Source organism: Panacagrimonas perspica, assembly GCF_004364935.1.
Classification (GTDB): Bacteria; Pseudomonadota; Gammaproteobacteria; order Nevskiales; family Nevskiaceae; genus Panacagrimonas; species Panacagrimonas perspica.
Map to the genome: position 1 here is coordinate 336845 of NZ_SOBT01000009.1, position 23908 is coordinate 360752.

The window sequence follows — 23908 nt, forward strand, 5'->3', positions numbered from 1 at the left end:
TTTCCGAACGCTGCGGACCGAAGCCCGCTCGGGCACGCCCGATGCGTTGGCCGATCGTCCGCCTGTTGCAATCGATCTCCATGCTCGTCCGTCCTTCTTACGCTGCTTCCACACTGCCGCCGCACCCTCCGGCCGATGCCCTGGCTGGCGCGCCTGTCGAAACACGGCTCACGCGTGGAACCGCGGCCACCGGCTATCTCGCCTGCTGCACGGATTGTCAGCAGCGGCATCGCGTCCCGCGTCCGGTACTGCTCGGATGGCGATGCCCGCGATGTTTCCATCTGCGGCCCCTCGACGGGCGCGAACCGGGTTGGCGACGCCGTTCGTGAGCAGCACCCCGCTGGCGTCGCGAGCACGGTCGGCGCGTCACCCGATGAAATCCTCGCGCACCCGCGCCCTGCGTGCGGCCCGAGTCGCCGGGCTTCGTCACGTCGACGACGAAGGCCCCGGCATCCGGCGCGACGGCGCACCCGGTGCGTTCCAGTATCGGTCGGTGCGTGGACGTCCGGTGCGGGATCCGGGAACGCTACGCCGCATCGCGCGTCTGGCGATCCCGCCTGCGTACGAGAAGGTGTGGATCTGCCCCGATCCGCGTGGCCATCTGCAGGCCACCGGTCGCGATGCGCGAGGACGCAAACAGTACCGGTATCACCCGGACTGGCGCGTCACGCGCGACACCCACAAGTTCGATCGCATGATCGAGTTCGGCGCCGCGCTGCCGACGATCCGTCGTCGCGTGCGCAAGGATCTCGCGCTGCACGGACTTTCACGCGACAAGGTCCTGGCGCTGATCGTGGCGCTGCTGGATGCCACACGCCTGCGCATCGGCAACAACGTCTACGAGCGCGACAACCGCAGCTATGGGCTCACCACCTTGCGAGACCGTCACGCTGATTTCAGCGGAGGGCGTCTGCGACTGAGTTTTCGAGGCAAGGGAGGAACCGAACACGACCTGGCCATCGACGACCAGCGCCTCGCCCGCATCGTTCGTCGCTGCCACGACCTGCCCGGTCAGCGCCTGTTCCAGTACCTCGATGAAGACGGACACCGGCGCCCCATTCACTCGGGAATGGTCAACGATTATCTGAAGCAGGTCACCGGACGCGATTTCACCGCCAAGGATTTCCGCACCTGGGGTGCGACGTTGCGTGCGATCTCGCTGATGGCCTGCACACCGCTGCCGGAGCCGCCCACCGAGCGGGCGATGAATGCCTGCATCGTCCAGGCGATTCGTACCGTGGCGGACGAACTGCGCAACACGCCGGCCGTCTGTCGCAAGTCGTACATCAATCCCGCGGTCTTCGAAGGCTGGCGGGAAGGACGGCTGCAGAAGTCGTTCACCTGCCACTTCCGCGCCGGATCACGCGCGGTCGAGAAAAGCGCCCTGCGATTCCTGCAAGGTGCGAAACGGCGTTGAGCGTTGCGATCCCGCGGGCCGCGAAGGCCCGCCGCGCGAGCTACGGAGAAACGGCTTGGGCCCTGTGACCTGCGGGCCTGTTCGGAGTGCTCGTGCCCGGCACGCCCTTTCCGGTGAAGCCGGCCGGCGCCGCGGCGACGGTGATGTGGCCGGCGGGCACTGCCGGCGCGTCGCCATCCAGCGCCTCGAGGTAACTGCGCTGCCAATGATCTGCACTCTGGCGTCGCATCCCCGCCATCAGGTCGCGATGCCGCTCGATGCGTTCTTCCAGCGACATCCATCGCGCGCGCTCCAGCGCGTCGGCGACATCGTCCGGATCGTAGGGGTTGACCAGCAGCGCGTCATCGCCCATCTGCTCCGCCGCACCGGCGAAGGACGAGAGGATCAGCACGCCCGGATCTTCCGGATCCTGCGCGGCGACGTATTCCTTGGCGACCAGGTTCATGCCGTCGCGAATCGGCGTGACCAGCCCGATGCGACTCGCGCGGTACAGCGCCGCGAGCGTTCGCTGCGGCAGCGCTTTGTTGAGGTATCGCAGCGGCGTCCAGTCGAACGTGCCGAAACGGCCGTTGATGTGCGAGGCCAGTGCCTCGAGCTCCGTGCGGAAGTCCTGATACGCGCGGACTTCTCCGCGGCTGATCGGTGTGACCTGCAGAAACTCGACATTGCGCTGCGCGCGCGGATATTTCTCCAGCAGCCGCTCGAACCCGGCGGCACGGCGAAGCAGGCCTTTGCTGTAGTCGAGACGATCGACGCCAATGACCTGCGTGCGTCCATCGAGCAGCTTGCTCATGCGCCGCGATTCCTGGAGTGCGCGTGGCGACGTGGCGTAACCCACGAACTCATCGACATCGATGCCGACCGGAAATGCGCCGGTACGAATGCGCCGCGTCCCGCAGTTCATCCCGTCATCCGTCACCGAACAACCCAATTCGCGTACCGCGTAGTCGTGCAGCCGATGGCGATCCGCTTCGGTCTGCAGCCCGACGACGTCGTAATGCAGCAGGCTGCCCATCAGTTCGCGATGGCGCGGCAACGCGGCCAGCAATTCGTGCGGCGGCGTCGGGATGTGCAGGAAGAAGCCGATGCGGTTGCGGCAACCCAGCGCGCGCAGTTCTTCGGCCAGCGGGATCAGGTGATAGTCGTGAACCCAGATGCGGTCGTCCGGCTTCAGCAGATCGGCAAGACGTCGGGCAATCAGCGCGTTGATGCGCCGGTAGGCGTCATAGTGCTCGCGTGCGAACTGGACGAGATCGAGACGGAAATGACATAGCGGCCACAGGCAGCCATTGGCGTAGCCGGCGTAGTAATGGTCGAAGTCGGCCGTCGGCAGATCCAGCGTGGCGACGTTGATGCCATTGATTTCCTCGAGCACCACGGCGCCCGCTTCGGATGCCGTCTTGCCACTCCAGCCGAACCACAGTCCGCGATTGGCGATCAGCGCCGAGCTGAGCGCAACGGCCAGTCCACCGGCCAGCGGCGCACCGCGAACGGTCCCGACGCGATTGGACACGCAGATCAATCTGCCCTTTGCAGCGGTCTTACTCATCGTTTTCACCTCGCATCGACGCCAGGCTCGCCTGCAGCCACAACAGCACCTGGTTGGGCGTGCCGAGCCGATACAAGGCCGCCGTCGAACCTGCACCCACCTTCACGCCGAAGCCGCGCTGCTTTTCCGCTTCGGCAAATGCCGCTTCATCGGTGCGGTCGTCGCCCGCGAAGACCGGCACGCGGCCGGCGAACGGCGGATGTTCCATCAGCGTGCGCAAGGCCGAGCCCTTGTCTGCCGTCGCGGGCAGGGCCTCGCGAACCAACCGGCCGGCTTGCATGCGCATGCCCGGCACGGCACGCATCGCGTCCGCGAGTGCGGCCTCGCACTCGGCTTCGCGTTCGGGACAGCGGGCGAAGTGGATCGCCACCGCCGCACCCTTGTCCTCGATCAGCACGCCCGGCACATCGATGAATTGCCGACGCAGGCGCTCGACGATCCTGGCCGCGCCACGCGGCGCGGCGTCGATGCGATGGGAACCCGGCAGACGCAACTCGGCGCCATGCACGCCGGCGCCGGCCGCGTGCCAGGGCGCCAGCAACGAATCCACGACATCGAGGCTGCGTCCGCTGATGACGGCCACCGCCTGATCGAGTGCTTCGCCGAGGTCAGTCAGCAGACCCGCGAGCCACGGCGGGACCACGACCTCGGTGGGTGTCGGCGCAAGTTCGATCAGGCAGCCATCCACGTCCAGGAACAAGGCCTGGTCACGCGTCAGCAGGGGCGGCACGGGAAGCTCCCTTTGCTCGTGCCCGGTGGGTAACTCGGTCTGCAGCATGAGCAGGCTGGCGCAATTTGGGTGCCCGGAATCCTAGCGCCCCTTTCGCCGGTAGCCGGCCACGGTTTCGTGAACGAATTCAAGCTTGCCGATGACATCGTCGGAAAGTACGAACGGGTAGGCATCTTGCAATCCGAGACCTCGATTGAAGTCGTTCAGGATGTACGTCAACGACATCCAGCGCGCGATCATTCGCGGAAACGGCCCCACGTGATTGGCGCTGAACGGGCGCTTGGGCGCGAAGTGAGGATCGGAACCGCGACGCGGATTGATCCAGAGGCCGCTCTCGTACGCGGTCTCGAGGCTATCGATCATGTGCAGGTAGTGCGCCCATGTCTCGGCCCAGTCCTCCCAGGGATGCGCGCTCGCGTAGACGCTGACGAAATGTGCCCGCCAGTCCGCTCGCGGCTCGCGGTAATGCACCTCCAGCGCCTTCGCATAGTCCGCGCGCTCGTCGCCGAACACGTCCCTGAATTGGGCGAGACGCCGCGTCGGCCCGATCATCTGGTCCCAGTAGTAGTGACCGACCTCGTGCCGCAGGTGACCGACCACGGTCCGGTATGGCTCCTTGAGTTCGACGCGGCGGCGCTCGCGCTCGGCGTCGTCGGCTTCCGCCACGTTGATCGTGATCAGGCCCTGATCGTGTCCGGTCAGCACGGTGCCCGGTCCACGATGGCCAGGCGTATCCGCGAGAAACTGGAAACGCATCGACGGTTCTTCGGCCATCAGTTCTTCGCGCGTCAAGACGCCGAGGCTCATCAGTCCGATGACCAGCCGTCGTTTTCCGATCTCGAGCCGCCGCCATCGTTCGACGTTCTGCGGAAGACCCAGGTCCGGAATCACGACCGTCAGACGGCACGACAGGCAGAACTCGCTGGGGTCGTCCTGCGCCACGGCCCAGTTGCAGACCGCATGTGGAAGCGCATTGACGCAGGGTCGATAGGCTTTGCCGTCGAATTCGAGCGGATCTCCCGCGGCCTGATCCCAGGACACCATTTTCTGCACATCGGGAATGAATGTCAGGCGCAATCCGCAACTCGTGCACAAGTCGTTCTCGAGCGCGAGAACCAGACCGCAGCGGGTGCAGTGAAATCGTTTCATGGGTTCTTCTTCACAACGTGGTCGTGGTTCCCCGGAGCGCGTCCGGTGCGCTGTCACTGGCCTGCGCCTTGCGCTCTGCCTGATGCCGCCGGTTGCGCCGGTCGATCAGCAATCCGGTGATCGCGTTGATCGTCAGCAGTCCATTGGTGAGCGCGAACACGACATTGTCGAGCAGTACGCTGTAGACGGTAAATCCAGCGGAGGCTGCGACCTGCCCGATGAAGAGCCAGCGTGACACACCCCCGACCGCTCCGCTGACCCATTGCGACCACACCTGCCGGATCATCGTGACCAGCAGCAGCAGTGCGGCGGTCCATCCGATGGCCTCGGTCAACATGCGCGGCTCCCAACATCGCGCCGGCGGGCGTGACGTGCATCGGCTGACGGATTCGTGCGCATGGAAGCAGGTCGCGGGGCAAAGGGCCGGCGATCACTGCATCGGCCGTGCCATGGGTGCGTAGCGTCTTCGCGCGCGGCCAGCGGGTGTGCAAGCCGCAGAGAGCGGTCCTGTTGCGCTGCACTTTGCACCGGGTTTTCAGCGCTCCCGACTGATTTTGCAGGCCCGCCGAAGTGGCATGAATTCCGCAGTGCAATGCGCCACTACAGATCGCGAAACGCGTTCTGCGACGAGAAGGAGAACCGCCTCATGAAGCGTTCGACCAGCCGCAAGTCGAGCACGTCCATCCCTCGCAGCAATGGCACGGGTCATTCGCCGAGCCCGCTGGTGCAGTTCGCCGCGGACCGTGCGCACGACGCTGCCGATGCCCTCTACGAACAGGCCAAGGAAAGCATCGATCGCGCGCAGAACGCGATCGGCGGCGTCCACGTCGACAACGCATGGCAACGCCTGCAGCCGATGCTCGTGAGCACCGCGGGCTTCGTACGTCAGTACCCGTTGCGTGCCGCCATGGTGGTCGCATTGCTCGCGAGCGCGTTCTGGATCACGCGCACAGCCGAGACAGGCACCTGATTTCCTGGTCTCGATGCCGACGGCCGTTCCGTTTTTCGCTAAACACCGCACCACTCATTCGTCTGCAGGGAGTTGATCGATGGACACGGCAATGAAGACCACGTTTCTGAGCGACGAGGACATGTCTCACGTGCAATCGATCCTCGACGAGCACGGCTTGTCCGGCTTCGATGCCTCGGTACGCCTCTGGGGCCGCGGCAAGGCCATCGAAGTCAAAGGTACATTGGGCAGGCAGGAGCTCTCCTGCCTGCTCGCCATCGCCAGCTTTCTCGGCACCAGTGACGAAGGTTCGACCGATGCGGCGAATGAGAGCGCGCTGCCGTCGGCAGCGGGCGCCGTCATGGCGATGCCGGCGGTCCTGGTCGACATGCCGGCTGCAAGCACGTCGGCCTAGCGGTTCCCGGACACGACACGGCTTCTGCATGGAGCTGTCGCTGATCGAGTGGTCCGACGATGCGCTGCGTCTCCTCGCCGCAGCCTTCGTCGGCGCATTGATCGGACTGGATCGGGAGTTGCTCGGCAAGCCGCTGGGTTTTCGCACGCTCGGCGTCGTGGCCATCGCGTCGTGCGCGCTGGTGGTGGCGGTGGAACGCTACGACCTTGCGCTCGCCGGCGACCACGAGAATGTCGGCCGAGCCATTCAGGGATTGATGGCCGGCATCGGATTTCTCGGAGGCGGCGTGATCCTGCACACTCGCCGGGATCATGTGAAAGGCCTGACGACCGCGTCGCTGGTGTGGCTCACGGCAGCACTGGGCGTGGTGTGTGGGCTGGGCGCCTGGGCCGTGGCCGTCATCGGCGTCGTGCTGGCGATGCTGATCGTCAAGGCCGGCGGACCGCTCGAGCGTGCGATCGAACGCCGTCGCGCGGCACAAAAGAATTCAGAAGAACCCTAGGGCCGTCCGCTGCGGAGGTCCGTGTTCTTCAAACCCGAGCGAAGCCCGTTGCCGCTGTCTGACGCGCCCGTTTCGAACCTGACGCGGTTGCTCGGGGCTTTCGGAAGTGGGGAAACCCTTACGCATCGCCCGACCGTGCTTTCGAACCGGATCGGCAGCCCTCGTTTGCACGCGACCATCGGTCCGCGTGCAAACGAGGCACCGATGGAAACTACTTCTGGCAGCGGGAATCGGTCTTCGCATCCTCGCCCGTGCAGTTGGCGGACTGGATCTTTTCGCCTGCAGCCTCGACGTCCTTGCCTGCGCCTTCGACGGTATTGCAACCGACGAGCAGCGAAGAGCCGAATACCGACAACAGGGCCAGCACGGGAACCAGCGACGACTTCTTCATAGACCGCTCCTGGGATGTGACGTAGGGACAAACGTCATCGCAGGCGTCGTGCCCGATGTCCCCCGACAGCGACCCGCTGCACCGCCACGGGGAATGGCCTTCGCCTCGACTCAGGCAGACCACCGCCTATACGTGTCCACACCACACCTATTTGCATATGGAACGCATTCGAAGCACATGTGCGCTTCCATCGAAATATTTGTTCGGTTCTGCGTCCCCTTTCTTTTGCACGAGCGCAAGCGCGTGACAGAATCGACAACGTATTGGGCACTCGTTCCGATCTGGGCCACGTCATCTCGATGCGGCACGGAATGAGGCTCCGGTCGGGAGAGATCATTCGGAATGCCAACGACGGCCTCCAGGAAGGCAGTCATCCTCGTGGTGGACGACGAGCTTTCCGGCGCGGAAGCGCTGAGCTTGTTGCTGCAGGACGCGGGTTACGAAACCGTGGTCGCACACAGCGGCCCCGACGCGCTGACGCTCGCCCAGAAGACGCCGCCGGATCTCGTTCTGCTCGACGTGCGGATGCCGAGCATGGATGGCTTCGAGACCTGCGAGCGGCTGCACCGGCTGCCGGGGCTGGCGGACATCCCGGTGATCTTCCTGACCGGTTCGTCGGAGCGCACCGGCATCGTGCGCGCCTTCGCGTCGGGCGCCCGCGATTACGTGACCAAGCCCTTCCTGCTCGAGGAATTGCTGGCGCGCGTGCGCACGCATGCCGACCTGAAGCTGTCGCGCGACCGGCTGGGGCAGATGCTGAAGGACCGCGAGGAGATCACCAGCGTCGTCGCACACGATCTGAAGAACCCGCTGACCTGCATCCTGTTCGCCGCCGAGTTCCTGAAGCGGCCGAACCGCAAGACGGAGCGCGATGAGGAACTGGTGGCCGAGATCCTCGACAACGCGCGATCCACGCTGGAGTTCATCCAGCGCTTCCTGGCGCGTGGCGCGGAAGGCAAGCGACTGCGCGAGTTCGCGGCCCGAAGAGTCAATCTGCTCGAACTGGGCCACAGCGCCGTGAAATCGCAACGCGTCGCGTCCGAAGCGCGCGACGTGCGGCTCGAAGTCACGGGTGTCGAAGCCGAAGCGCTGGTGGATCCGGACATCACGCGCAACGTGCTGCAGAACCTGATCGCCAATGCGATCCAGTATTCGCCGAAGGGCGAGACCATCGAGATCGCCGTGAGCCGGATGCCCACCGGCTTCGCTCAATGCCGGGTCATGGATCGCGGACCCGGCATCAGGGAAACGGACCGCGCGAAGCTGTTCACCCGCTTTCTCAGCGTGGCCAGCCCCGCCGAACGCAGTCAGTACTCATCGGGACTGGGCCTGTCCATCGCCAAGCACGACGTCACGCAGATGGGGGGTTATCTCTGGTACGAATCGCGCGAAGGGGGTGGCAGCGTCTTCGGCTTCGATCTTCCAGCGCCCTGAGGCTGAGCGCGTCCTGCGAACACGGCTCCCAGCCGGCGTACGAAAGGAAGATCTGCCTGGGAATCGTGGAACGCCGTCACCGTCCGCGCTGGCTCAGCGGGCGGAAAGGTTCACATTGCATATTGCGAAAGCGCTCGTTCTGGAACCGCTTTCTGCATGGCCTTCGCGAGAGGCCTTTTCATCCGGACCGCTGAAAAACGCTGTTTTTCTCATGGCATAACCGTTGCCATCCTTGCCGTGCCCGTCGAATGGCGCTCACCCCTTAAGGATGAGGCCATTCGTCCGGACCAGGTTCCGCTCGCTATATCGCCGTTCCCCCGCGTCCACGACCAAAGATCAGGGACACGAGGAACAGCACGATGAAGACGACGAACAGGATGCGCGCGATTTCGGTGGCTGCACCGGCAATTCCGCCGAAGCCGAATACCGCCGCAATGATCGCAATGACGAAAAAGATGACTGCATATCTCAACATGGGAATCTCCTCCAGCGGACTTGAAAGGGCAACGGCGCTTTCATTCCACCTTTTGTGCCCAATCAAGGAATTCTTTTCGGACAATGCGTTGCGTCCGCTTCGCGGTTCTCGAAGCGACGCTTTCCGCATCGAGTCCGCTGAGGCCCTTTGCATATTGCGGGGCACGCCCTCCACCTTCGGGAGCTGCTTGTGACTGTTCCTCTTCGCATTCTGGTGATCGACGACGACGCGTCGATCCAACGCGCTTTCCGCCGGGCTCTCGAAGAGGAGGGCTACACCGTCGTCACGGCCCAATCCGCGATCGAGGCCGAGGCCGCCATCGGTCGTGGCGCATTCGATATCTGCACGCTCGATCTGAATCTGGGCGAGGTCTACGGACTGGACCTGCTGCCGCGGCTGCGCGAATGGGCGCCGTGGATGCGGGTGATCCTGGTGACCGCCGTCGACGACGTGAAGGTGGCGATGAACGCCGTGCGCACGGGCGCCAGCGACTACCTGGTCAAGCCCTGCACGCCCGAGCAGCTCACGCATGCCGTCGACCAGCAGGCGCAGGCGCGCCGGCTGGAGAAGCGCATCGAATCGCTGGAGAGCGACAACACCGCTCGCGAGGCGCACAAGTTCACCACCTCGAACACTTCGCTGATGGCGCAGTTCGAATCCGCGCGCCAGGTCGCGGCGACCGACGCCACGGTGCTCCTGCTCGGCGAGAGCGGCACCGGCAAGACCGCGCTCGCGCGTGCGATCCACGATTGGAGCAATCGCGCCAAGGCCGTGTTCGCCACCGTGAGCTGCCCCTCGCTGTCGCCCGAGCTGCTGGCCAGCGAACTGTTCGGCCACGTGCGCGGCGCCTTCACCGGCGCCACCGACAATCGCCAGGGACGCGTCCAGATCGCGGATGGCGGCACGCTGTTCCTCGACGAGATCGGTGATCTGCCGCTGGCGATCCAGCCCAAGCTGCTGCGCTTCATCCAGGATCACGAATACGAGCGCGTCGGTGACCCGCATACGCGTACGGCGAACGTGCGCATCATCGCGGCGACCAATCGCGATCTGAAGAAGATGATCTCCGAGGGCCAGTTTCGCGAGGATCTCTACTACCGGCTCAATGTCATCACGTTGACGATGCCGCCGCTGCGCGAACGCACCGAGGACTTGGTGTCGGTGGCGGAGGGCATGCTGCTGACTTTCGTGCGCCAGTACGATCGCCCGGCCCGCCGATTCAACGAGCAGGCGGTGAACTGGCTGCGCCAGTACGGTTGGCCCGGCAATCTGCGCGAGCTGCGCAATGTCGTCGAGCGCGCCGTGATCCTGTGCAACCAGGAGTCGATCGGCCTGGAATATCTGCCGACGCACACCGAGTCCGCCGCCAAGCCCGGCCCGGGCCTGCGCGCCGGCGACACGGTGTCGCTCGAAGAACTGGAGCGTGCCCACATCCTCGCGGTAATGAGTGCAACGTCCACGCTCGACAACGCCGCCAAGATCCTGGGCATCGACGGCTCGACGCTGTATCGCAAACGCAAGCAGTACGAGCTGACCAAGGAAGGCTCGGCCGCCTGATCGCCACATCACGTCGCTTGGGCGGCAACGGGCACAAGTTCTGCGGAACCTGAGCGTGGGTCGCGGCAGCCGCGACCCGTCACCAGGAGCATGCCCGTGAGAACAGATGACACCACCGCCGCCCGTGATGATGCGGACGTATCCCTCAATCAGGCGATGAATGCAGCAAACGATGCGCGTGAGCGCTTCGTCAGCGACCTGCAGACCCTGGCGGGTCATGCCCAGGAACTGATGCATCAGACGACGGCGATCTCGACCGAGAGCATTGCCGTGGCACGCGAGCAGTTGCGCCAGAGCCTGAGCGTCGCCGGCGAATCGATCAGGAAATTCCAGGCCGACACGCTCGATCGTGGTCGCAAGGCCGTCGAGCAGACCGACTCCTACGTTCGCGAGAATCCTTGGCAGGCCATTGCGATCGGCCTGGTCGCCGGCCTCGCGCTCGGCGTTGCAGGCGGATCGTTCGCCTCCCGCAGTTCGTCGACCCGCGCCTGATCGACGTGATCCCGCACGAGGGTTTCGGCGTCGCCCCCGAAGAACCCGGATCCGGCCCGTGAAGCACGATCTCACCGACACCCTCCGCAACATCGCGGAGGGTTTCATCGACGCCGCGCAGAATCGCTTGAAGCTGCTGCAGGCCGAGGTGGGCGAGGAAACGGACCGGCTCCTCGGCCTGCTGGCCTGGCTCGTCGTCACGGCCCTGCTCGCGTTGCTGGCGCTGCAGTTCATCGCCCTGGTCGTCCTGGCCCTGGCGTGGGACACGCCTTGGCGCACCCACGCCATGGTGGCCCTGACCGCCGCAGCCGCGGCCGCCACCGGATTTGCGTACCGGGCCTACCTGTCAGCCAGGAAACGCCCCAAGCCGATCTTCGTCACGAGCCTCGAGGAACTCCAGAAGGATCGGGTGGCGCTGGACGAGGCCATGGAGAAGTCATCGTGAAACCGGTGTCCACGCAGACACTTTTTCCCGACAACGAAGCTGCCGTCAGGGCTTCGTCGCCCGTCATGGTCGTACGGGGTACGAGAGCGCCGGATGACGCGGACGCGGCGAGGCGTCGCGCGTTGCTCGACAAGCTCGTCGACGATCGTTCGGACCTCAAGCGCCTCGCGGGTTCGGTCCGAAGCTTTGCGCATACCGTCGATACGGCCCAGCGCACGCTGGCGCTCACACGGCAGTCGCTGCACTGGCTGTTGCTTGCGGGAAGTGCCGTGAGCCTGGGCCTGTGGCTCAGCAATGTGCGTCGCTCGAAAACGACGTTGCTCGCGGGCATCTCGATGCAGGTGCTCGGTCGCTGGCTCGAACCGCCAGCGCCGGACACGCCATCCGCTCCGGCTCGCAGACGGGCGATGTCGACCGTCTCGCGCGCGCGGTCGCGCTGAACACCCATGACCGCATCCACCGGGGCGGAGTCGCCATGAACCCAGGCTCCCGGTCGAAGGGCCGCATCGCGGTGATCACGCTGATCGTCGCCATCGTGGCCCTGATCCTGTTGTGGGACTGGAAATGGTTCAAGCGTCCGATCGAGAAGCGCGTCGAGCAGCAGACCGGCCGCAGTTTTCGCATCGGTGGCGATCTGGACGTGGACCTCGGCTGGAATCCTCGCGTCATCCTCGACGATGTCCATCTCGGCAACGCACCGTGGGCGCGTGCCAAGGACATGCTCGGCGCCGAACGCGCCGACGTGACGATCGATCTGCGCGAGCTCCTCGCGGGTCGCATGAGCTTTCCCAGTATTGCGCTCACGGCACCCCGCCTCGACCTGCAGAACGCTCCGGAAGGGGGCAACTGGCAGATCGCAACGCCCAGGCGGGGCGACGAGGCGCCCGCAGAAGAGAACGGCAAGACCGCGCCGCAGATCGGGAAGCTGTCGATCGATCGCGGCAAGCTCACGTACTTCGATCCCGCCGACAAGACCGATGTCGAGGTCGACATCGCCACGCAATCCGGTAGCAGCGTGGCGCGCAGCCTGATGCTGCGTGCCAAGGGCAGGCTGCGCGGCCTGCCGCTGGAAGCGATAGCCCATGGCGGCCCGGTGTTGAGCCTGACGGACACCGACTCGCCCTATCCCTTCGACGCCAAGTTCACCGCCGGACGCACGCGCGCCACGATCGAAGGATCCGTCACCGGACTGCAGGCCTTCACCGCTGCCAAGCTGAAACTGGACATCGAAGGCGAGACGCTGGCCGCGCTGCATCCGCTGACCCACCTGGTGCTGCCGGAGACACCGCCGTATCGCATCCGCGGGCTGCTGGTGCACGAGGGCGAGGAGTGGCGCTTCAACGACTTCGTCGGCAACGTTGGTGACAGCGATCTGTCGGGAAGCCTGACCGCGACATACATCGACGAGCGTCCGCGGCTGGTGGCCACGCTGCAGTCCAAACAGCTCGATATCGACGACCTTGCAGGCTTCGTCGGGGCCACGCCGTCGACCGGTCCCGGCGAGACGGCGTCCGCCGAACAGAAGGTGGAAGCCAAACGCGAGGAGAAGGAAGCGCGCGTGTTGCCGGACACGCCGGTGGATCTCGCGCAGTTGCGATCGATGGATGCGGACGTGCAGTTCACCGCGCTGAGCATCAAGAAGAAGGATCTGCCGATCGACAACCTGAAGACCCATCTCACGCTCGAACAAGGGCTGCTGAAACTGGAGCCGCTGAACTTCGGCGTCGCCGGCGGGCGCATCGAATCGAACATGAGCATCGATGCGCGCCAGGCCAGGCTCGCGCTGGAGGCACGGACGAACTTCACCCGCCTGGATCTCGCCAAGCTGTTGCCGGGCAATGCCCTCGTCGAGCGCAGCACCGGCCTGATCGGCGGCCGCGCCAACCTCAAGAGCAACGGGTCTTCGACGGCCGAACTGCTCGGCCATGCGGACGGTGAACTCGGTATCGCCATGCGCGGCGGCAGCTTCAGCAATCTGCTGCTCGAGGGCGCCGGTCTGGACGCGGCGGAGGCCCTCGGCTTCCTGGTACGCGGCGATCGCACGGTGCGGGTACGCTGCGCCGTGCTGGACCTGGAGGCCACGGACGGCGTGTTCAAGCCCCGCGCGTTCGTCGTGGATACCACCGATACGAACATCAACGTGAAGGGATCCGTGGACATGGGCAAGGAGGAACTGGACCTGACGGTGCATCCGCTGCCCAAGGACTGGAGTCCGCTGAGCCTGCGCACGCCGCTGCATGTGCGCGGAACGTTCAAGGAGCCCAAGCTGCGGCCCGATCGCGCGCTGCTGATCAAGGGCGGCGCGGTGGCGGCGCTCGCCGCGCTGGTCAATCCGCTGGCCGCCTTGCTGCCGCTGATCGAGACCGGTCCCGGCGAGAACGCGGACTGCAAGTCGCTGGTCGCCGCGGCCGAGCGCACGGCAGATGAAGCAAAGCAGCCGGCATCCGATAATGCGGCGCCCGCCAAGAAGCGGCCGGCAGACGACAAGTCCTGAACCCGATCCCGATGCCTTCTTCTCCGGCTGCGCCTCCGTCGAATCCTCTCGCCGCACCGCCGGATGAGGCGGAGGACCGTGGCGCCGCTGCCGCCTCGAGCCTCGCCGCTGAACGCGCTGCTCGCGAGCAGGCCGAACTTGCGGCGCAGGCACGCGACCATTTTCTCGCGATCACGGCGCATGACCTGCGCTCGCCGCTCAATGGCATCCAGAGCTGGGCGAACGTCCTGCAGATGCAGATTCCCGCCGACGCACCCGCACCGATGGTGCGCGCGCTGGCCGGCATCAGGAACGGCGTCGAACAGCAAGCACGGCTGATCGAAGAACTGCTCGACAAGGCGCGCGTGCTCGATGGCAGCGTTGAATTGAATATCGCGGAGATATCGCCTGCCCCGGCGATTCAAGCCGCGATTGCCCACGCAGGCGATGCGGCCTCGGCACGCGGGGTGCAGCTGGTCTTCGTCACGATCGATGCGCCGGAACGGATCCGGGCCGACGCATCCCGGCTGGAACAGATGACGCGTCTGCTGCTGACCGACGCTCTCGCATCGGCGCCGCGAGACAGCGAGATCCGGGTGACGCTTGCCGGAACGCGCGATGCGCTGAAATTGCGCGTGACGTGTCAGGCGAACACGCCCGGCATCGCCAGCGACGGCGCGCCGGCACAGGAACGTACGACGTCCGGCGATCCCGAGTCGCGAAGGGCCGATATCGGATGGCTGCTGATTCGCCGGCTGGCGGAACTGCAAGGCGGATCGCTCTCCATGAACGTGGTGAAGGATGCAGAAGACCCGGCACGAGAGGTGACGCTTCAGTTGTGAAGTCCGCTTCGTGAGGCTCCCGCGCCGACGTTGTTGCCGCACGAGCGACAACATCCGGCCGCAGTGCGAAGCGTCTCGTCCGCACTTCGGCCGGAATGGATCAGGTACGCAGAGGGTCCCGGCTCCAACCCGGAATCAGGTCGCCGTATCCGACCCGATCCGCTGGCGCACATTGACCTTCTCGTTCTCGCCCACGTCGGCCACCTGGCCCGTCGCGAGCGCCTTGAGCACGCCGAACAACTGCACCAGCTTGCTGTTGGCGGCATCCCAGTACTGGGCACTGACGGCGTCGACCTTCAGCAGTGCGATATCCGGATCGTCGACGCCCTTCGGAAACCAGGCCTTGAGGATGGGCTTCCACAGTTCGCGGATCTTCTCCTTGTCGCGCACCAGTTCCGCCGGACCCGACACCGACACGTAGCTGTTCTTGCCCGGATCGGCGTAGCTGACGCAGACCTGCGGATGAACGAGCACGTTGTCGACCTTCGCCGAGTAATCGTTGGTGAAGAACCACAGCTCCGAGTTCTCGTCGAGCTGCTGCGTGGCCATCGGACGCGCTCTCATCACGCCATCCGCGTCCATCGTCACCAGAGACGCAATCGAGATGTTGTCGATCAGTTCGCGCAGCTTGCTCATGCGCTCGGCCTTGGACTTCGCGACATCGCCGTGGTCGGTTGCAGTTGAATCGTTCATGTGAGGCTCCTCGTGGAAATGGGAACTTGGGCAGGCCGGTGGATTCGGCCCGCCGAATGGATCGGGGCTGCTTTTCTGTGCCGGTCCCGTCGCTACATCGGGATGGGAGACTGGGGCGGCGGCATCACCGGTGGAGGCATTGGCGGCACCGGCGGATCCGGCGTGTCGGGCGGGGGATAGGGCTTTGGCGAACCCGGCTCGGCCGGCGCAGGCGGCACGATGGGTCCCTGCATGGCGGGCAACACGTAGATGGGTTCGCGCATCAGCATGTCGACGTCTGGATTCATGGCACGACTCCTGGCTTTGCTTGCGACCGTTCAACCCGCCGCGGCGATGTGAACCTTCGGCGCCACCGGTTCCTGCGCTTGCGGGTCGAGTGATCCGCCGTCGCTGCGGGTGACGTGCTGCTGCGATGTCGGCGGTATCGCAGGCAAGAGCACTCGCATGTTCTGCGACATGCACACGCCTCCGAGAGCAATGATCGCGATCAGCGCGGCCACCAGCAGCGGCCTGGAGCGCGTTCGCTCCAGATCGACCACCGGTTCGAGAAAGACATGTGAAGCGCCGCGAAGCAGGCGGGTGGAGAGCGCGGCGTTCGCAGTCGGCAGTTCGAGGGCGTTCATGACGGAATGCTCGTAGATGGATTCGGTGGATCAGCGCAGGTGACGCGGGCCCGGCGTGCCATCAGCCCCACAGGAAGAGTTCGGTGCGACGACCGGAAGCCGGCACCTTCACCTCGCGTTCAAGCGTGCCGTGCGCGGTCCTCGCCTTGATCGAATAGGTACCGGGTTCCAGCGCAGCGAACACCATGGGATCGGAATTGCTGACCTTCAGGATCTCCCCGCCCTTGCGGTCTTCGATGACCACTTCGACATCGGCCAGATAGCCGCCGGTCTTCTTCTCGGCGAAGACGAGCTGCAGGTTCATGTCCCTGACCAGTGGCTTGAGCTGGGCGCGACCATCGATGCCGACACCGCCGGTCAGAAAGTCGATGCCGTTCTCCCGGCGCACCTCGGGTGCAGGCGGCATGCCGCTGAGCATTTTCGAAGAGGCGGGCGGCTCCGCGGCAATCGCAACAGGTGTCAGGACGGTGACGCAAGCGAGCGCGGCCGCCCGTGCGAGCGTCGTCGGATGAAGGCGACGGTGAAGGGTCATGGGTGAGCTCCTGGCTTGGGTGGAAACGACGTCGGGCGTGGAGTCGCATGTCGACGCTCCGTGGGGTCCTGCGCTCCGCCGGGGCGCGACGGGATCGCGCAATCGCTGTGCCCGGGCACGCGATCTGCCCAACGTCCGGCCGTGAACACGCTTTCGTATCCGGACGTCATGCCGCTTTCGCCGATCAGGAATCCTCAGGCGCCGCCTTGCAGCGGCTTGCGCGAAGACCCTTCATGCAAGGTGCACGCGCAACGGCGTTCGATGGCTGCGGGCTGCGCAGCAGACAACGCTTCCACCCGATTCCCGATTCCGCCAGGAACTGAGCGCGCGCTCCGGGCATGAGCCGCGCAACGATGCGAACTGCCTCTTCCACGCCGGACCCCGGGCCGTTCGCCACCCTCGATGCGATCGCCTTCACACGGAACGCCGACACGGATATGCGCCCGGCCTCGATCCCGAGATCGTCATGACCCCTTCATTCCAAGCGCAGGCCCTGGCCGCACGGCTGCCCCGTGCCGTCTTCGCTGGCTGGCGCCTGACACGCGCCAGCGTGACGCGCTGGATCGACGATGGCGCCTCGAGCATGGGTGCGGCACTGGCGTTCTACAGCCTGCTGTCGATGGCACCGGTGCTGTTGATGGTCATCACGGTCGCCGGCCTGTTCTTTGGAGAGGACGCGGCGCGCGGCGCCTTGATCGGCGAACTGCGCGAGCTGTTCGGCGTCACCGGCGCGCAGGCGGTCGAGGCCATCCTCATCGCATCCAGCCAGCAGCAGGGCAGCATCCTGTCGCTCGCCATCGGCATCGTGATGATCCTGGTCGGCGCAACGACCGTGTTCGCGGAACTCCAGAACGATCTCGATCGCATCTGGCGCGTGAAGTCCGATGCGACCGGCGGCGCCGTCCGACAACTCGTCCGCGTCCGCATGATGTCCTTCGGACTGATCCTGGGCGTCGGCTTCCTGCTCGCCGTCTCCCTGGTCCTGACAGCGGCCATCACCGCCTTCGGCGACTTCTGGAGCCGATGGTTCGTCGGCGCCGAAACCTTGCTGCAGTTCCTGAACACCTTGCTGGGCTTCGCGCTGATCACCAGCCTGTTCGCCCTGATCTACAAGGCCTTGCCCAGTGTCCACATTCCCTGGCGCGACGTCTGGGTCGGCGCGGCGCTGACGTCGCTGCTGTTCTCGGCGGGCAAGTATCTCATTGGCCTGTACCTGGGAACTGCCGCGGTGTCGTCGTCGTTCGGTGCCGCAGGCGCACTGGTCGCCATCGTCGTCTGGGTCTACTACTCGGCGCAGATCTTCCTGCTCGGCGCCGAATTCACGCACGAATATTCGCGCCTGCACGGCTCGCGGCTCGGACGGTCGGATTCGACCGAAGACGGCGGGCGGCTCGACATCCCGGCGCTGAAACGCTGACGGCGCTTCTCCCCGCGCAGCCTCCTGCGCGCCCCGCACTCCGGTCACAATGGCGGATCGGTCTTTCGACATGCGGGGCTTGCACTCGAAACGCCCGGCGCAACGGAGCGCTTCCACCGGCCTGGGCCGGTGTGGAATCGTTCACGAGCATTCCACTCCCACCCGGTTTCGAGAAGTCACGTCCGCATGGTCGCCAACGACCGCCCAACGCCTGATTCCATCCGACGATCCTGCCGCGGCCAGACGCGGCACGCCCTCCGGCTTACCGTGCTCCCCAGTCCGATGTACAGACCCCGCACATGCTCCGGAAGCTAGCACTCGCGCTGTTGGCGTCGACGTGGTTCGTGTCCGCGCATGCCGCCGAGTGCCAGGACAGCGTGTTCCCGCTGCGGCTGACCAACGCCGACAATGTGCTGCAGGAGAACTTCGGCACCGCGATTCTGCTGGATCGGGAACGCTGGCTGTATCTGGCTCCGGCGCATGTCGTCACCCACGCGGATCGCATCTTCATCATCCGTCTGGTTGAACTTCGCGTGGTTTTCATCGATCCGGAAAACAACATCGCGCTGCTGGAGCCCAAGGATCCGGCCGTCATGAAGTTCTGGATCGGCCTTCTGGATCGCGACATCACGGCGCTGACGCTGGCGCCCGAGACCCCTGCTGCCGGCGAGGTGCTGGTCTGCAGCTATCCGTTGAAGTCGCTGACCGCAGAGCGCGCACGCATCGTTTCAGCCGCCGACATCCAGCCGAGCGCGCTCGACAAGCGGGGCTTCATGCGCATCGACAAGGAAATATTTCCGGGTGAATCCGGCGGCGCGGTGCTCGACTCCGAGCATCGCCTGGTCGGCATGGTCGTGACCTTGCTGACGCAGACCCGCGAACTCGTGAATCCCGGGGTTGCCATTCCGGTGGAGAAGCTTCAACAGGCGGTGACGCGCGCAACCGAACCGAGGCTCGAGATGGGCCCGCCCGCGCCACCGCACCTGACCCCTGCAGCGGCGCCCTGACTAGAGGGCCGCGGGCCCTGGCGACTGCGGAACCTCCACCGGGATTTCGGCTGGCTGGCTCGCCGGCACTTCCTGCGGCGACGGCAGCGGATGCTCCCGGGCAGGCACTTCTGGCGCGGGCTGATGCCCCGGCACCCCACCCGGCTGGGGCCCGTTCGCGGCAGCAGCAGCCCCATTCAGCGCTTCGTACGACGGGCCTGCGTGAACCCGGCAACTGCTACGCAGGAAGGCATCTCGGGCCATCGGCATCGACCAGCTCATGCATCCATTCCTTTGGATTGGCGCCGCAGCCTGCGGCATCAGCAAGCGGCGCAAACGCCGTACCCGCTCATTGCAGGCGACGGCAACATCCGCTCTCGCGGGAAGGCGGCATCAACCTCCGTTCGCCTTGCGCTTCTCGTCAGCCAGCTTCATCGCAGCATCGTATGTGGCATCGGCATCGCTGCGGCACTTGTCCTGGTCCGCCGCGACGATGCCGTCGCAGCGTTGCTTGGCCACCTCGTGATCCGCACGAATCTTCTCGACCTCGATTCGATGGACGTCGTTCACGACGGTCTTGGCGGAGGCGCCGTCTTCGAAGTTCTCGACGGCGTCCTTCGTCGCCTCACCGACCTTCTCGTTGCCTTCCGTGCGCGCCTCGCTAATGTCGCGGCTCGTCTGGGAAGGATCTTCCTGACGATTGCAGGCGCCCAGCATCAGGCTTCCCGCCAAGGCGAGAATGGCAACGGCCGCCGACTGCTGGCGAGAAATGGTTTCGAACTTCATGGGCGTTCCTTGTTCTTCGTAGAGGTGGAAGCAGGCGCAACAGGATGCGTACCCGGGCCGTCGATCGGGCGATAACGGTGCGCCTCCACCCCCGATTTCGTGCACGCGTGGCGTTCTCTGCGCCGGGCTTCGCGCCTGATCTTGCACCCGGCAAGACTGAACCTCATCGCGTCGCGAAATGCAGACCGAACAGGCGCTGCGGGAGCTTGCGTCCGCGGAAATTGCGCTGCACCCGCGGCACGACTTCTGCTTCAGGGGAGAGTCAGCAATGCGTACGCAAGGGGCGAGCGATGAATTCCTGGACCGACATTGGATTGATCATCGCGATCGTCATCGGGCTGATTTCCGCGGCGTCGCTTCCGATGGTGTCCGTCAACGCCGTCTCACCCGAGTCCTTGCGAATGACGCAGGTGAGCAACGAAGAGCCCTCGCCGTGGGCCCTGGTCAGCGAAGGCGAAGTCGACAACTGGGCCGTGCCGGCAGCGCTGCATGCCGACTCAACGGCAGGCGCCGCCACCGACGCGATCGGAAAACTGGATCCGCGTCAGGCGAGCGCCTCGGCGCGCTGAGTCGCGGCGCGAGATCATCCGGACCTCGGTGGAAGGGATCGATCCCGGCGCGTCACCCCTCAGCGATCCTGCGGCATCTCCGGCAGTTCCTGCTGCAACTCGAAGAAGTCTGCCCAGGGATCGACACGACGCTTGCGCAGCCAGCGGGTTGCTTCGCGCACGGTGAATTCCGCGGGATCGACGTGCTTCAGGTCGCGCCATTTGACCGGCAGCGCGACCGGCGCGCCGGGCCGCGCGCGCGGTGAATACGGCAGCACGGCGGTGGCCCCTTCTCCGTTGCGCAGGTAGTCGATGAAGATCTTTCCCTTTCGCCTGGCCTTGCTCATCGTCGCGACATAGCGCTCCGGCGAACGCTCCGCGAACGCGGTCGCGATGCCGTGCGCGAACGCCTTCACCTCGTCCCATCCGGCTCGCGGAACGATCGGCGCCACCACATGCAGGCCCTTGCCGCCGGTCACCTTCACGAAACTCTCGAGGCCGATCGACGCGAGGGCTTCCCGCATCTCCAGCGCCGCATCCACCACCTTTGCGAAGGACAAGCCGGCATCGGGGTCGAGATCCATCACGATCCAGTCGGGCCGGTGCGGCTTGGCGGCGCGCGCGCCCCAGCCGTGGAACTCGATCGCGTTGAACTGGACCAGTTCCAGGATGCCGCGCGCACCGCGCGCGTAGAGGATCTCGTGGGCGCCGACGCGCTTGTGACCTACCGACTTTCCGGTGCCACGCGGCTTCTGTTTCTGGAAGAAGCACGGGCTCGCGTCACCGTCCGGGCAACGCACCAGCGCCAGCGGCCGGTCCACCGCGTACGGCAGCATCAGTTCGCTCACCCGCTCGTGGTAGCGCGCGAGATCGCCCTTGGTCAGCCCCGAAGGCGAGTCGACGACGCGTCCCGGGTGCGTGATGTTCACGTCCTCGACGACGAGCGGACCCGAAGCGTCCGTGTCCGGACTCGCGGCCCGGCTCTTCTTGCCGGCGACGCTGCGCACCGGCGCCGCGCGCTCACGCCTGACGTCGGTCGCCGGCTTGTCGAGGCGCAGACCCTGGAACGAGGCCTGGCGTACGAGGCCGTCGCGCGTGAATTCCGCGAAATCGATTTCGGCGACGAGCTCCGGGCGCACCCAGACGAGCCCTCGTTCCTTCGGCGGATTCCTCACCGCAGTCGCGTCGACGCGCATCTTGCCGAGTCGTTTCGAAAGATCCGAGAGCAAGGTCTCGTCGAACCCGGTGCCGACCTTGCCGCTGTAGCGCAGCGTGCCGTCTTCCTCGCGCAGCCCCAGCAGCAAGGACCGGAAACCGGTGCGCTTGCCGCTTTGGGCGCTGGCCATGCCGACGATGACGAACTCTTGTCGACGACGGCATTTGAGCTTGAGCCAGTGCACCGAACGTCCGCCGACATACGCGGCGTCGGACCGCTTGACGATCAGTCCCTCGAGACCGGCCTGGCAGGCCTGCGACAGCGCAGTGCGACCGTCGGTGGCGACGTGATCGCTGTACGCCAGAGGTACGACGGGCTTCTTGGGCAGCAGCGCGCGCAATCGTGATTTTCGTTCGAGCAGCGGCAGCGCTCGCAGATCCTCGTCGTCGTGGAACAGCAGATCGAAAAGATGGAACACCAGGTGCGCCTGCTCGACCGGCGGTGTGCCCTTGTGGCCGCCGCGCGGGAGCACGCGCTGGAGTTCCTGAAAGCTGGTCGTGCCGTCCGGCTTCACGAAGCACAGTTCGCCGTCGAGCACGCACGACGGCAGATCCAGCGCCTGCAGGGCGGCGGTGACCGCCGGAAACGTGCGGGTCCAGTCGAGGTGATTGCGCGAGCGCAGTCGCACGTCGTCGCCATCGGCCGCAGCGAGCAGGCGATAGCCATCGAACTTGATCTCGTAGACCCAGGATCCGCGGGTGGGCGGACTCTCGACCGCGGTCGCGAGCTGCAACTCGATGTCTTCGAGCGCCATCGCGGTACGCGCGCCCTTCCTGCCGCTCGCGACCTTGGCTTTGGAGGCGCGCTTCGACGGCGGCAGCGCCTTCGCGCTTTGCTTCTTCGCGGTTCGCGTCTTCGCGCGTGCGGGCGCACTCATCACGCTGTCCTCGAACTGCTCGGTGATCGGCGGTTCGTCCGCAGCGCGCGCATGCTCGTCCGCATGCTTGATCAGCAACCAGGTGCTGCCCGGCCCCTGGGCCGCCTTGCCGCCGCGCGTGCGCACGAGATCGAACGCGCCTTCGAGCCGTTCGCCATGGAGATGGAACGACAGATGGCCTTTCTGCAGGCCGGCATCCGGATCGATATCCGGTTCCCAGCGGCCGCGATCCCAGACGAGGACGTCACCCGCTCCGTACTGCCCTTCGGGAATGCTGCCTTCGAAGCTGGCATAGGCAACCGGGTGGTTCTCGGTCTGCACGGCCAGACGCTTGATCTTCGGCGACAGGCTCGGCCCCTTGGGCACGGCCCAGCTCAGCAGCACACCGCCGTGTTCCAGCCGGAAGTCGTAATGAAGGTGACTCGCATCGTGCTTCTGCACGACGAAGCTGCGACCGCCAGCGCGCACGGCCTTGGTTCCCGCGGGCTCGCTCGTGATGTTGAACGCGCGCTTGCTGCGGTACGTCGCCAGCGCGTCGCCGGATCGCTTGTGCGGGCTTGCCGCCGCTCCCGCCGGCGTCTTCGCTCCACTCCCCGCTGCACGGCGGGAGGGGGAGGGATATCGGCGACGCACGGCGGCCATGTCGAAACCAGCTGCCGCCGCTTACGCAGCGGAACTCAACCGAGATTCTTTCCGACGAAATCCCAGTTCACGATGTTCCAGAAATGCTCCAGGTACTTCGGGCGCTCGTTCCGGTAATCGATGTAGTACGCGTGCTCCCAGACATCGCAGGTCAGCAGCGGCTTCTGATCTCCCTTGATCGGGGTGTCGGCGTTGGACGTGCTGATGATCTTCAGCGAACCGTCGGTGTCCTTCACCAGCCACGCCCAGCCGGAGCCGAAGGCTTCCGTCGCCGTCTTGCTGAAGCTGCTCTTGAATTCGTCGACGCTGCCGAACGATTTCTTCAGCGCTTCGGCCAGCTTTTCGCTCGGGGACTTCTGGTCGGGCGTCAGGCAGTTCCAGAAAAAAGCGTGATTCCAGGCCTGCGCGACGTTGTTGAAGATCTTGCCCGAGGAGCGACGGATGATCTCTTCGATCTCCATCTTTTCGAACTCGGTGCCGGCGATCAGCTTGTTCGCGGTGTCCACGTACTTCTTGTGGTGCTTGTCGTGATGGAATTCGAGCGTTTCCGCCGACATGTGCGGCGCCAGGGCGTTCTTGGCGTACGGAAGCTCGGGAAGGGTCAGGGCCATGGTCTTCGTTCCTTGCGGTGCGTTGAGGTGATCCGTCTCTTATAGCGCAACAAACGGACCGGGGAGTGAACGGGGAAAGGCGCCGCGAATTCAGCAGGTCCCGCGATCCTCGCGCTGCCGCAGCCATGCGTTCTTCACGGATGCCCTTGTGATTTGC

The 23908-nt window shown here is 65.4% G+C and carries 27 protein-coding genes; 14 read left to right on the forward strand and 13 right to left on the reverse strand.

Annotation, left to right across the window (positions count from 1 at the left end):
- The first annotated feature begins 256 nt into the window (after positions 1-256).
- On the forward strand, positions 257-1417 hold the full coding sequence (locus DFR24_RS13035) for a DNA topoisomerase IB (protein WP_407075121.1): 1161 nt from the start codon (positions 257-259) through the stop codon (positions 1415-1417).
- 40 nt (positions 1418-1457) lie between these two features.
- Here DFR24_RS13035 and DFR24_RS13040 read toward each other — a convergent pair whose 3' ends face one another.
- From DFR24_RS13040 to DFR24_RS13055, 4 genes are all read right to left on the reverse strand, one after another.
- Positions 1458-2966, reverse strand: a complete 1509-nt coding sequence (locus DFR24_RS13040) for an alpha,alpha-trehalose-phosphate synthase (UDP-forming) (RefSeq protein WP_133881842.1) — start codon at positions 2964-2966, stop codon at positions 1458-1460.
- Positions 2959-3696 (reverse strand): trehalose-phosphatase, encoded by a 738-nt coding sequence (otsB, locus tag DFR24_RS13045; RefSeq protein ID WP_162851199.1) that lies wholly within the window; start codon positions 3694-3696, stop codon positions 2959-2961. Before otsB ends, DFR24_RS13040 begins: the two co-directional genes overlap by 8 nt.
- Positions 3697-3777: 81 nt before the next feature.
- Positions 3778-4845, reverse strand: a complete 1068-nt coding sequence (locus DFR24_RS13050; RefSeq protein WP_133881844.1) for a zinc-binding metallopeptidase family protein — start codon at positions 4843-4845, stop codon at positions 3778-3780.
- Between the two features lie 10 nt (positions 4846-4855).
- A complete protein-coding gene (locus tag DFR24_RS13055) occupies positions 4856-5182 on the reverse strand; it encodes a hypothetical protein (RefSeq protein WP_133881845.1) in 327 nt (108 codons plus the stop codon).
- 309 nt (positions 5183-5491) lie between these two features.
- Between DFR24_RS13055 and DFR24_RS13060 the strand changes: the two genes are divergently transcribed.
- From DFR24_RS13060 to DFR24_RS13070, 3 genes are all read left to right on the forward strand, one after another.
- The gene (locus DFR24_RS13060) at positions 5492-5815 is read left to right on the forward strand and encodes a hypothetical protein (protein WP_133881846.1); all 324 of its coding nucleotides are present in this window, start codon (positions 5492-5494) and stop codon (positions 5813-5815) included.
- A 91-nt stretch (positions 5816-5906) separates the two neighbouring features.
- Positions 5907-6209 carry a hypothetical protein gene (locus DFR24_RS13065; RefSeq protein ID WP_162851200.1) on the forward strand — a complete coding sequence of 101 codons (303 nt, stop codon included), beginning with the start codon at positions 5907-5909 and terminating at the stop codon, positions 6207-6209.
- A gap of 28 nt (positions 6210-6237) precedes the next feature.
- Positions 6238-6711, forward strand: coding sequence for an MgtC/SapB family protein (locus DFR24_RS13070; RefSeq protein ID WP_210772366.1), 474 nt, complete (start codon positions 6238-6240; stop codon positions 6709-6711).
- A gap of 211 nt (positions 6712-6922) precedes the next feature.
- Here DFR24_RS13070 and DFR24_RS13075 read toward each other — a convergent pair whose 3' ends face one another.
- The gene (locus DFR24_RS13075; protein ID WP_133881848.1) at positions 6923-7102 is read right to left on the reverse strand and encodes an entericidin A/B family lipoprotein; all 180 of its coding nucleotides are present in this window, start codon (positions 7100-7102) and stop codon (positions 6923-6925) included.
- Positions 7103-7444: 342 nt separating this feature from the next.
- Between DFR24_RS13075 and DFR24_RS13080 the strand changes: the two genes are divergently transcribed.
- Positions 7445-8536: a hybrid sensor histidine kinase/response regulator gene (locus tag DFR24_RS13080; RefSeq protein WP_133881849.1), complete on the forward strand. Its 1092-nt coding sequence runs from the start codon at positions 7445-7447 to the stop codon at positions 8534-8536.
- Between the two features lie 301 nt (positions 8537-8837).
- Here the strand turns inward: DFR24_RS13080 and DFR24_RS13085 are convergent, their stop codons facing one another.
- On the reverse strand, positions 8838-9011 hold the full coding sequence (locus DFR24_RS13085) for a DUF1328 domain-containing protein (protein WP_133882540.1): 174 nt from the start codon (positions 9009-9011) through the stop codon (positions 8838-8840).
- Between the two features lie 189 nt (positions 9012-9200).
- Between DFR24_RS13085 and DFR24_RS13090 the strand changes: the two genes are divergently transcribed.
- The 6 genes from DFR24_RS13090 to DFR24_RS13115 all read left to right on the forward strand — a co-directional run bounded on the left by DFR24_RS13090 (position 9201) and on the right by DFR24_RS13115 (position 14820).
- Positions 9201-10568, forward strand: coding sequence for a sigma-54-dependent transcriptional regulator (locus tag DFR24_RS13090; protein WP_246051652.1), 1368 nt, complete (start codon positions 9201-9203; stop codon positions 10566-10568).
- Between the two features lie 156 nt (positions 10569-10724).
- A complete protein-coding gene (locus tag DFR24_RS13095) occupies positions 10725-11060 on the forward strand; it encodes a DUF883 family protein (protein ID WP_133882542.1) in 336 nt (111 codons plus the stop codon).
- A 58-nt stretch (positions 11061-11118) separates the two neighbouring features.
- The gene (locus DFR24_RS13100) at positions 11119-11505 is read left to right on the forward strand and encodes a phage holin family protein (RefSeq protein ID WP_162851201.1); all 387 of its coding nucleotides are present in this window, start codon (positions 11119-11121) and stop codon (positions 11503-11505) included.
- A gap of 122 nt (positions 11506-11627) precedes the next feature.
- Complete coding sequence (locus tag DFR24_RS13105; RefSeq protein ID WP_133881851.1) at positions 11628-11945, forward strand: hypothetical protein; 318 nt, start codon at positions 11628-11630, stop codon at positions 11943-11945.
- Between the two features lie 35 nt (positions 11946-11980).
- Complete coding sequence (locus tag DFR24_RS13110; protein ID WP_133881852.1) at positions 11981-13999, forward strand: AsmA family protein; 2019 nt, start codon at positions 11981-11983, stop codon at positions 13997-13999.
- An 11-nt stretch (positions 14000-14010) separates the two neighbouring features.
- A complete protein-coding gene (locus tag DFR24_RS13115) occupies positions 14011-14820 on the forward strand; it encodes a sensor histidine kinase (RefSeq protein WP_133881853.1) in 810 nt (269 codons plus the stop codon).
- Between the two features lie 135 nt (positions 14821-14955).
- On the opposite strand, the gene DFR24_RS13120 is transcribed toward DFR24_RS13115, so the two are convergent.
- The 4 genes from DFR24_RS13120 to DFR24_RS13130 all read right to left on the reverse strand — a co-directional run bounded on the left by DFR24_RS13120 (position 14956) and on the right by DFR24_RS13130 (position 16668).
- Positions 14956-15513, reverse strand: a complete 558-nt coding sequence (locus DFR24_RS13120; protein WP_210772511.1) for a pyridoxamine 5'-phosphate oxidase family protein — start codon at positions 15511-15513, stop codon at positions 14956-14958.
- A gap of 92 nt (positions 15514-15605) precedes the next feature.
- Positions 15606-15800 (reverse strand): hypothetical protein, encoded by a 195-nt coding sequence (locus tag DFR24_RS24455; RefSeq protein ID WP_162851202.1) that lies wholly within the window; start codon positions 15798-15800, stop codon positions 15606-15608.
- A gap of 30 nt (positions 15801-15830) precedes the next feature.
- Entirely contained in the window at positions 15831-16136 is a 306-nt protein-coding gene (locus tag DFR24_RS13125) for a hypothetical protein (RefSeq protein ID WP_133881854.1), read from the reverse strand.
- Between the two features lie 61 nt (positions 16137-16197).
- Complete coding sequence (locus tag DFR24_RS13130; RefSeq protein WP_133881855.1) at positions 16198-16668, reverse strand: hypothetical protein; 471 nt, start codon at positions 16666-16668, stop codon at positions 16198-16200.
- 466 nt (positions 16669-17134) lie between these two features.
- Here DFR24_RS13130 and DFR24_RS13135 point away from each other — a divergent pair, with 466 nt between their 5' ends.
- Both DFR24_RS13135 and DFR24_RS13140 read left to right on the forward strand, forming a co-directional pair.
- Positions 17135-18085, forward strand: a complete 951-nt coding sequence (locus tag DFR24_RS13135; RefSeq protein ID WP_133881856.1) for a YihY/virulence factor BrkB family protein — start codon at positions 17135-17137, stop codon at positions 18083-18085.
- 299 nt (positions 18086-18384) lie between these two features.
- Entirely contained in the window at positions 18385-19092 is a 708-nt protein-coding gene (locus DFR24_RS13140; protein WP_133881857.1) for a S1 family peptidase, read from the forward strand.
- Between the two features lie 372 nt (positions 19093-19464).
- On the opposite strand, the gene DFR24_RS13145 is transcribed toward DFR24_RS13140, so the two are convergent.
- On the reverse strand, positions 19465-19857 hold the full coding sequence (locus tag DFR24_RS13145; RefSeq protein ID WP_133881858.1) for a hypothetical protein: 393 nt from the start codon (positions 19855-19857) through the stop codon (positions 19465-19467).
- 290 nt (positions 19858-20147) lie between these two features.
- Between DFR24_RS13145 and DFR24_RS13150 the strand changes: the two genes are divergently transcribed.
- Positions 20148-20426, forward strand: coding sequence for a hypothetical protein (locus DFR24_RS13150; RefSeq protein WP_133881859.1), 279 nt, complete (start codon positions 20148-20150; stop codon positions 20424-20426).
- A gap of 59 nt (positions 20427-20485) precedes the next feature.
- Here DFR24_RS13150 and ligD read toward each other — a convergent pair whose 3' ends face one another.
- Together ligD and DFR24_RS13160 are read right to left on the reverse strand one after the other, a co-directional pair.
- The gene (gene ligD / locus DFR24_RS13155) at positions 20486-23140 is read right to left on the reverse strand and encodes a DNA ligase D (protein WP_133881860.1); all 2655 of its coding nucleotides are present in this window, start codon (positions 23138-23140) and stop codon (positions 20486-20488) included.
- Positions 23141-23175: 35 nt separating this feature from the next.
- Positions 23176-23751: a superoxide dismutase gene (locus tag DFR24_RS13160; RefSeq protein ID WP_133881861.1), complete on the reverse strand. Its 576-nt coding sequence runs from the start codon at positions 23749-23751 to the stop codon at positions 23176-23178.
- Positions 23752-23908 lie beyond the last annotated feature (157 nt).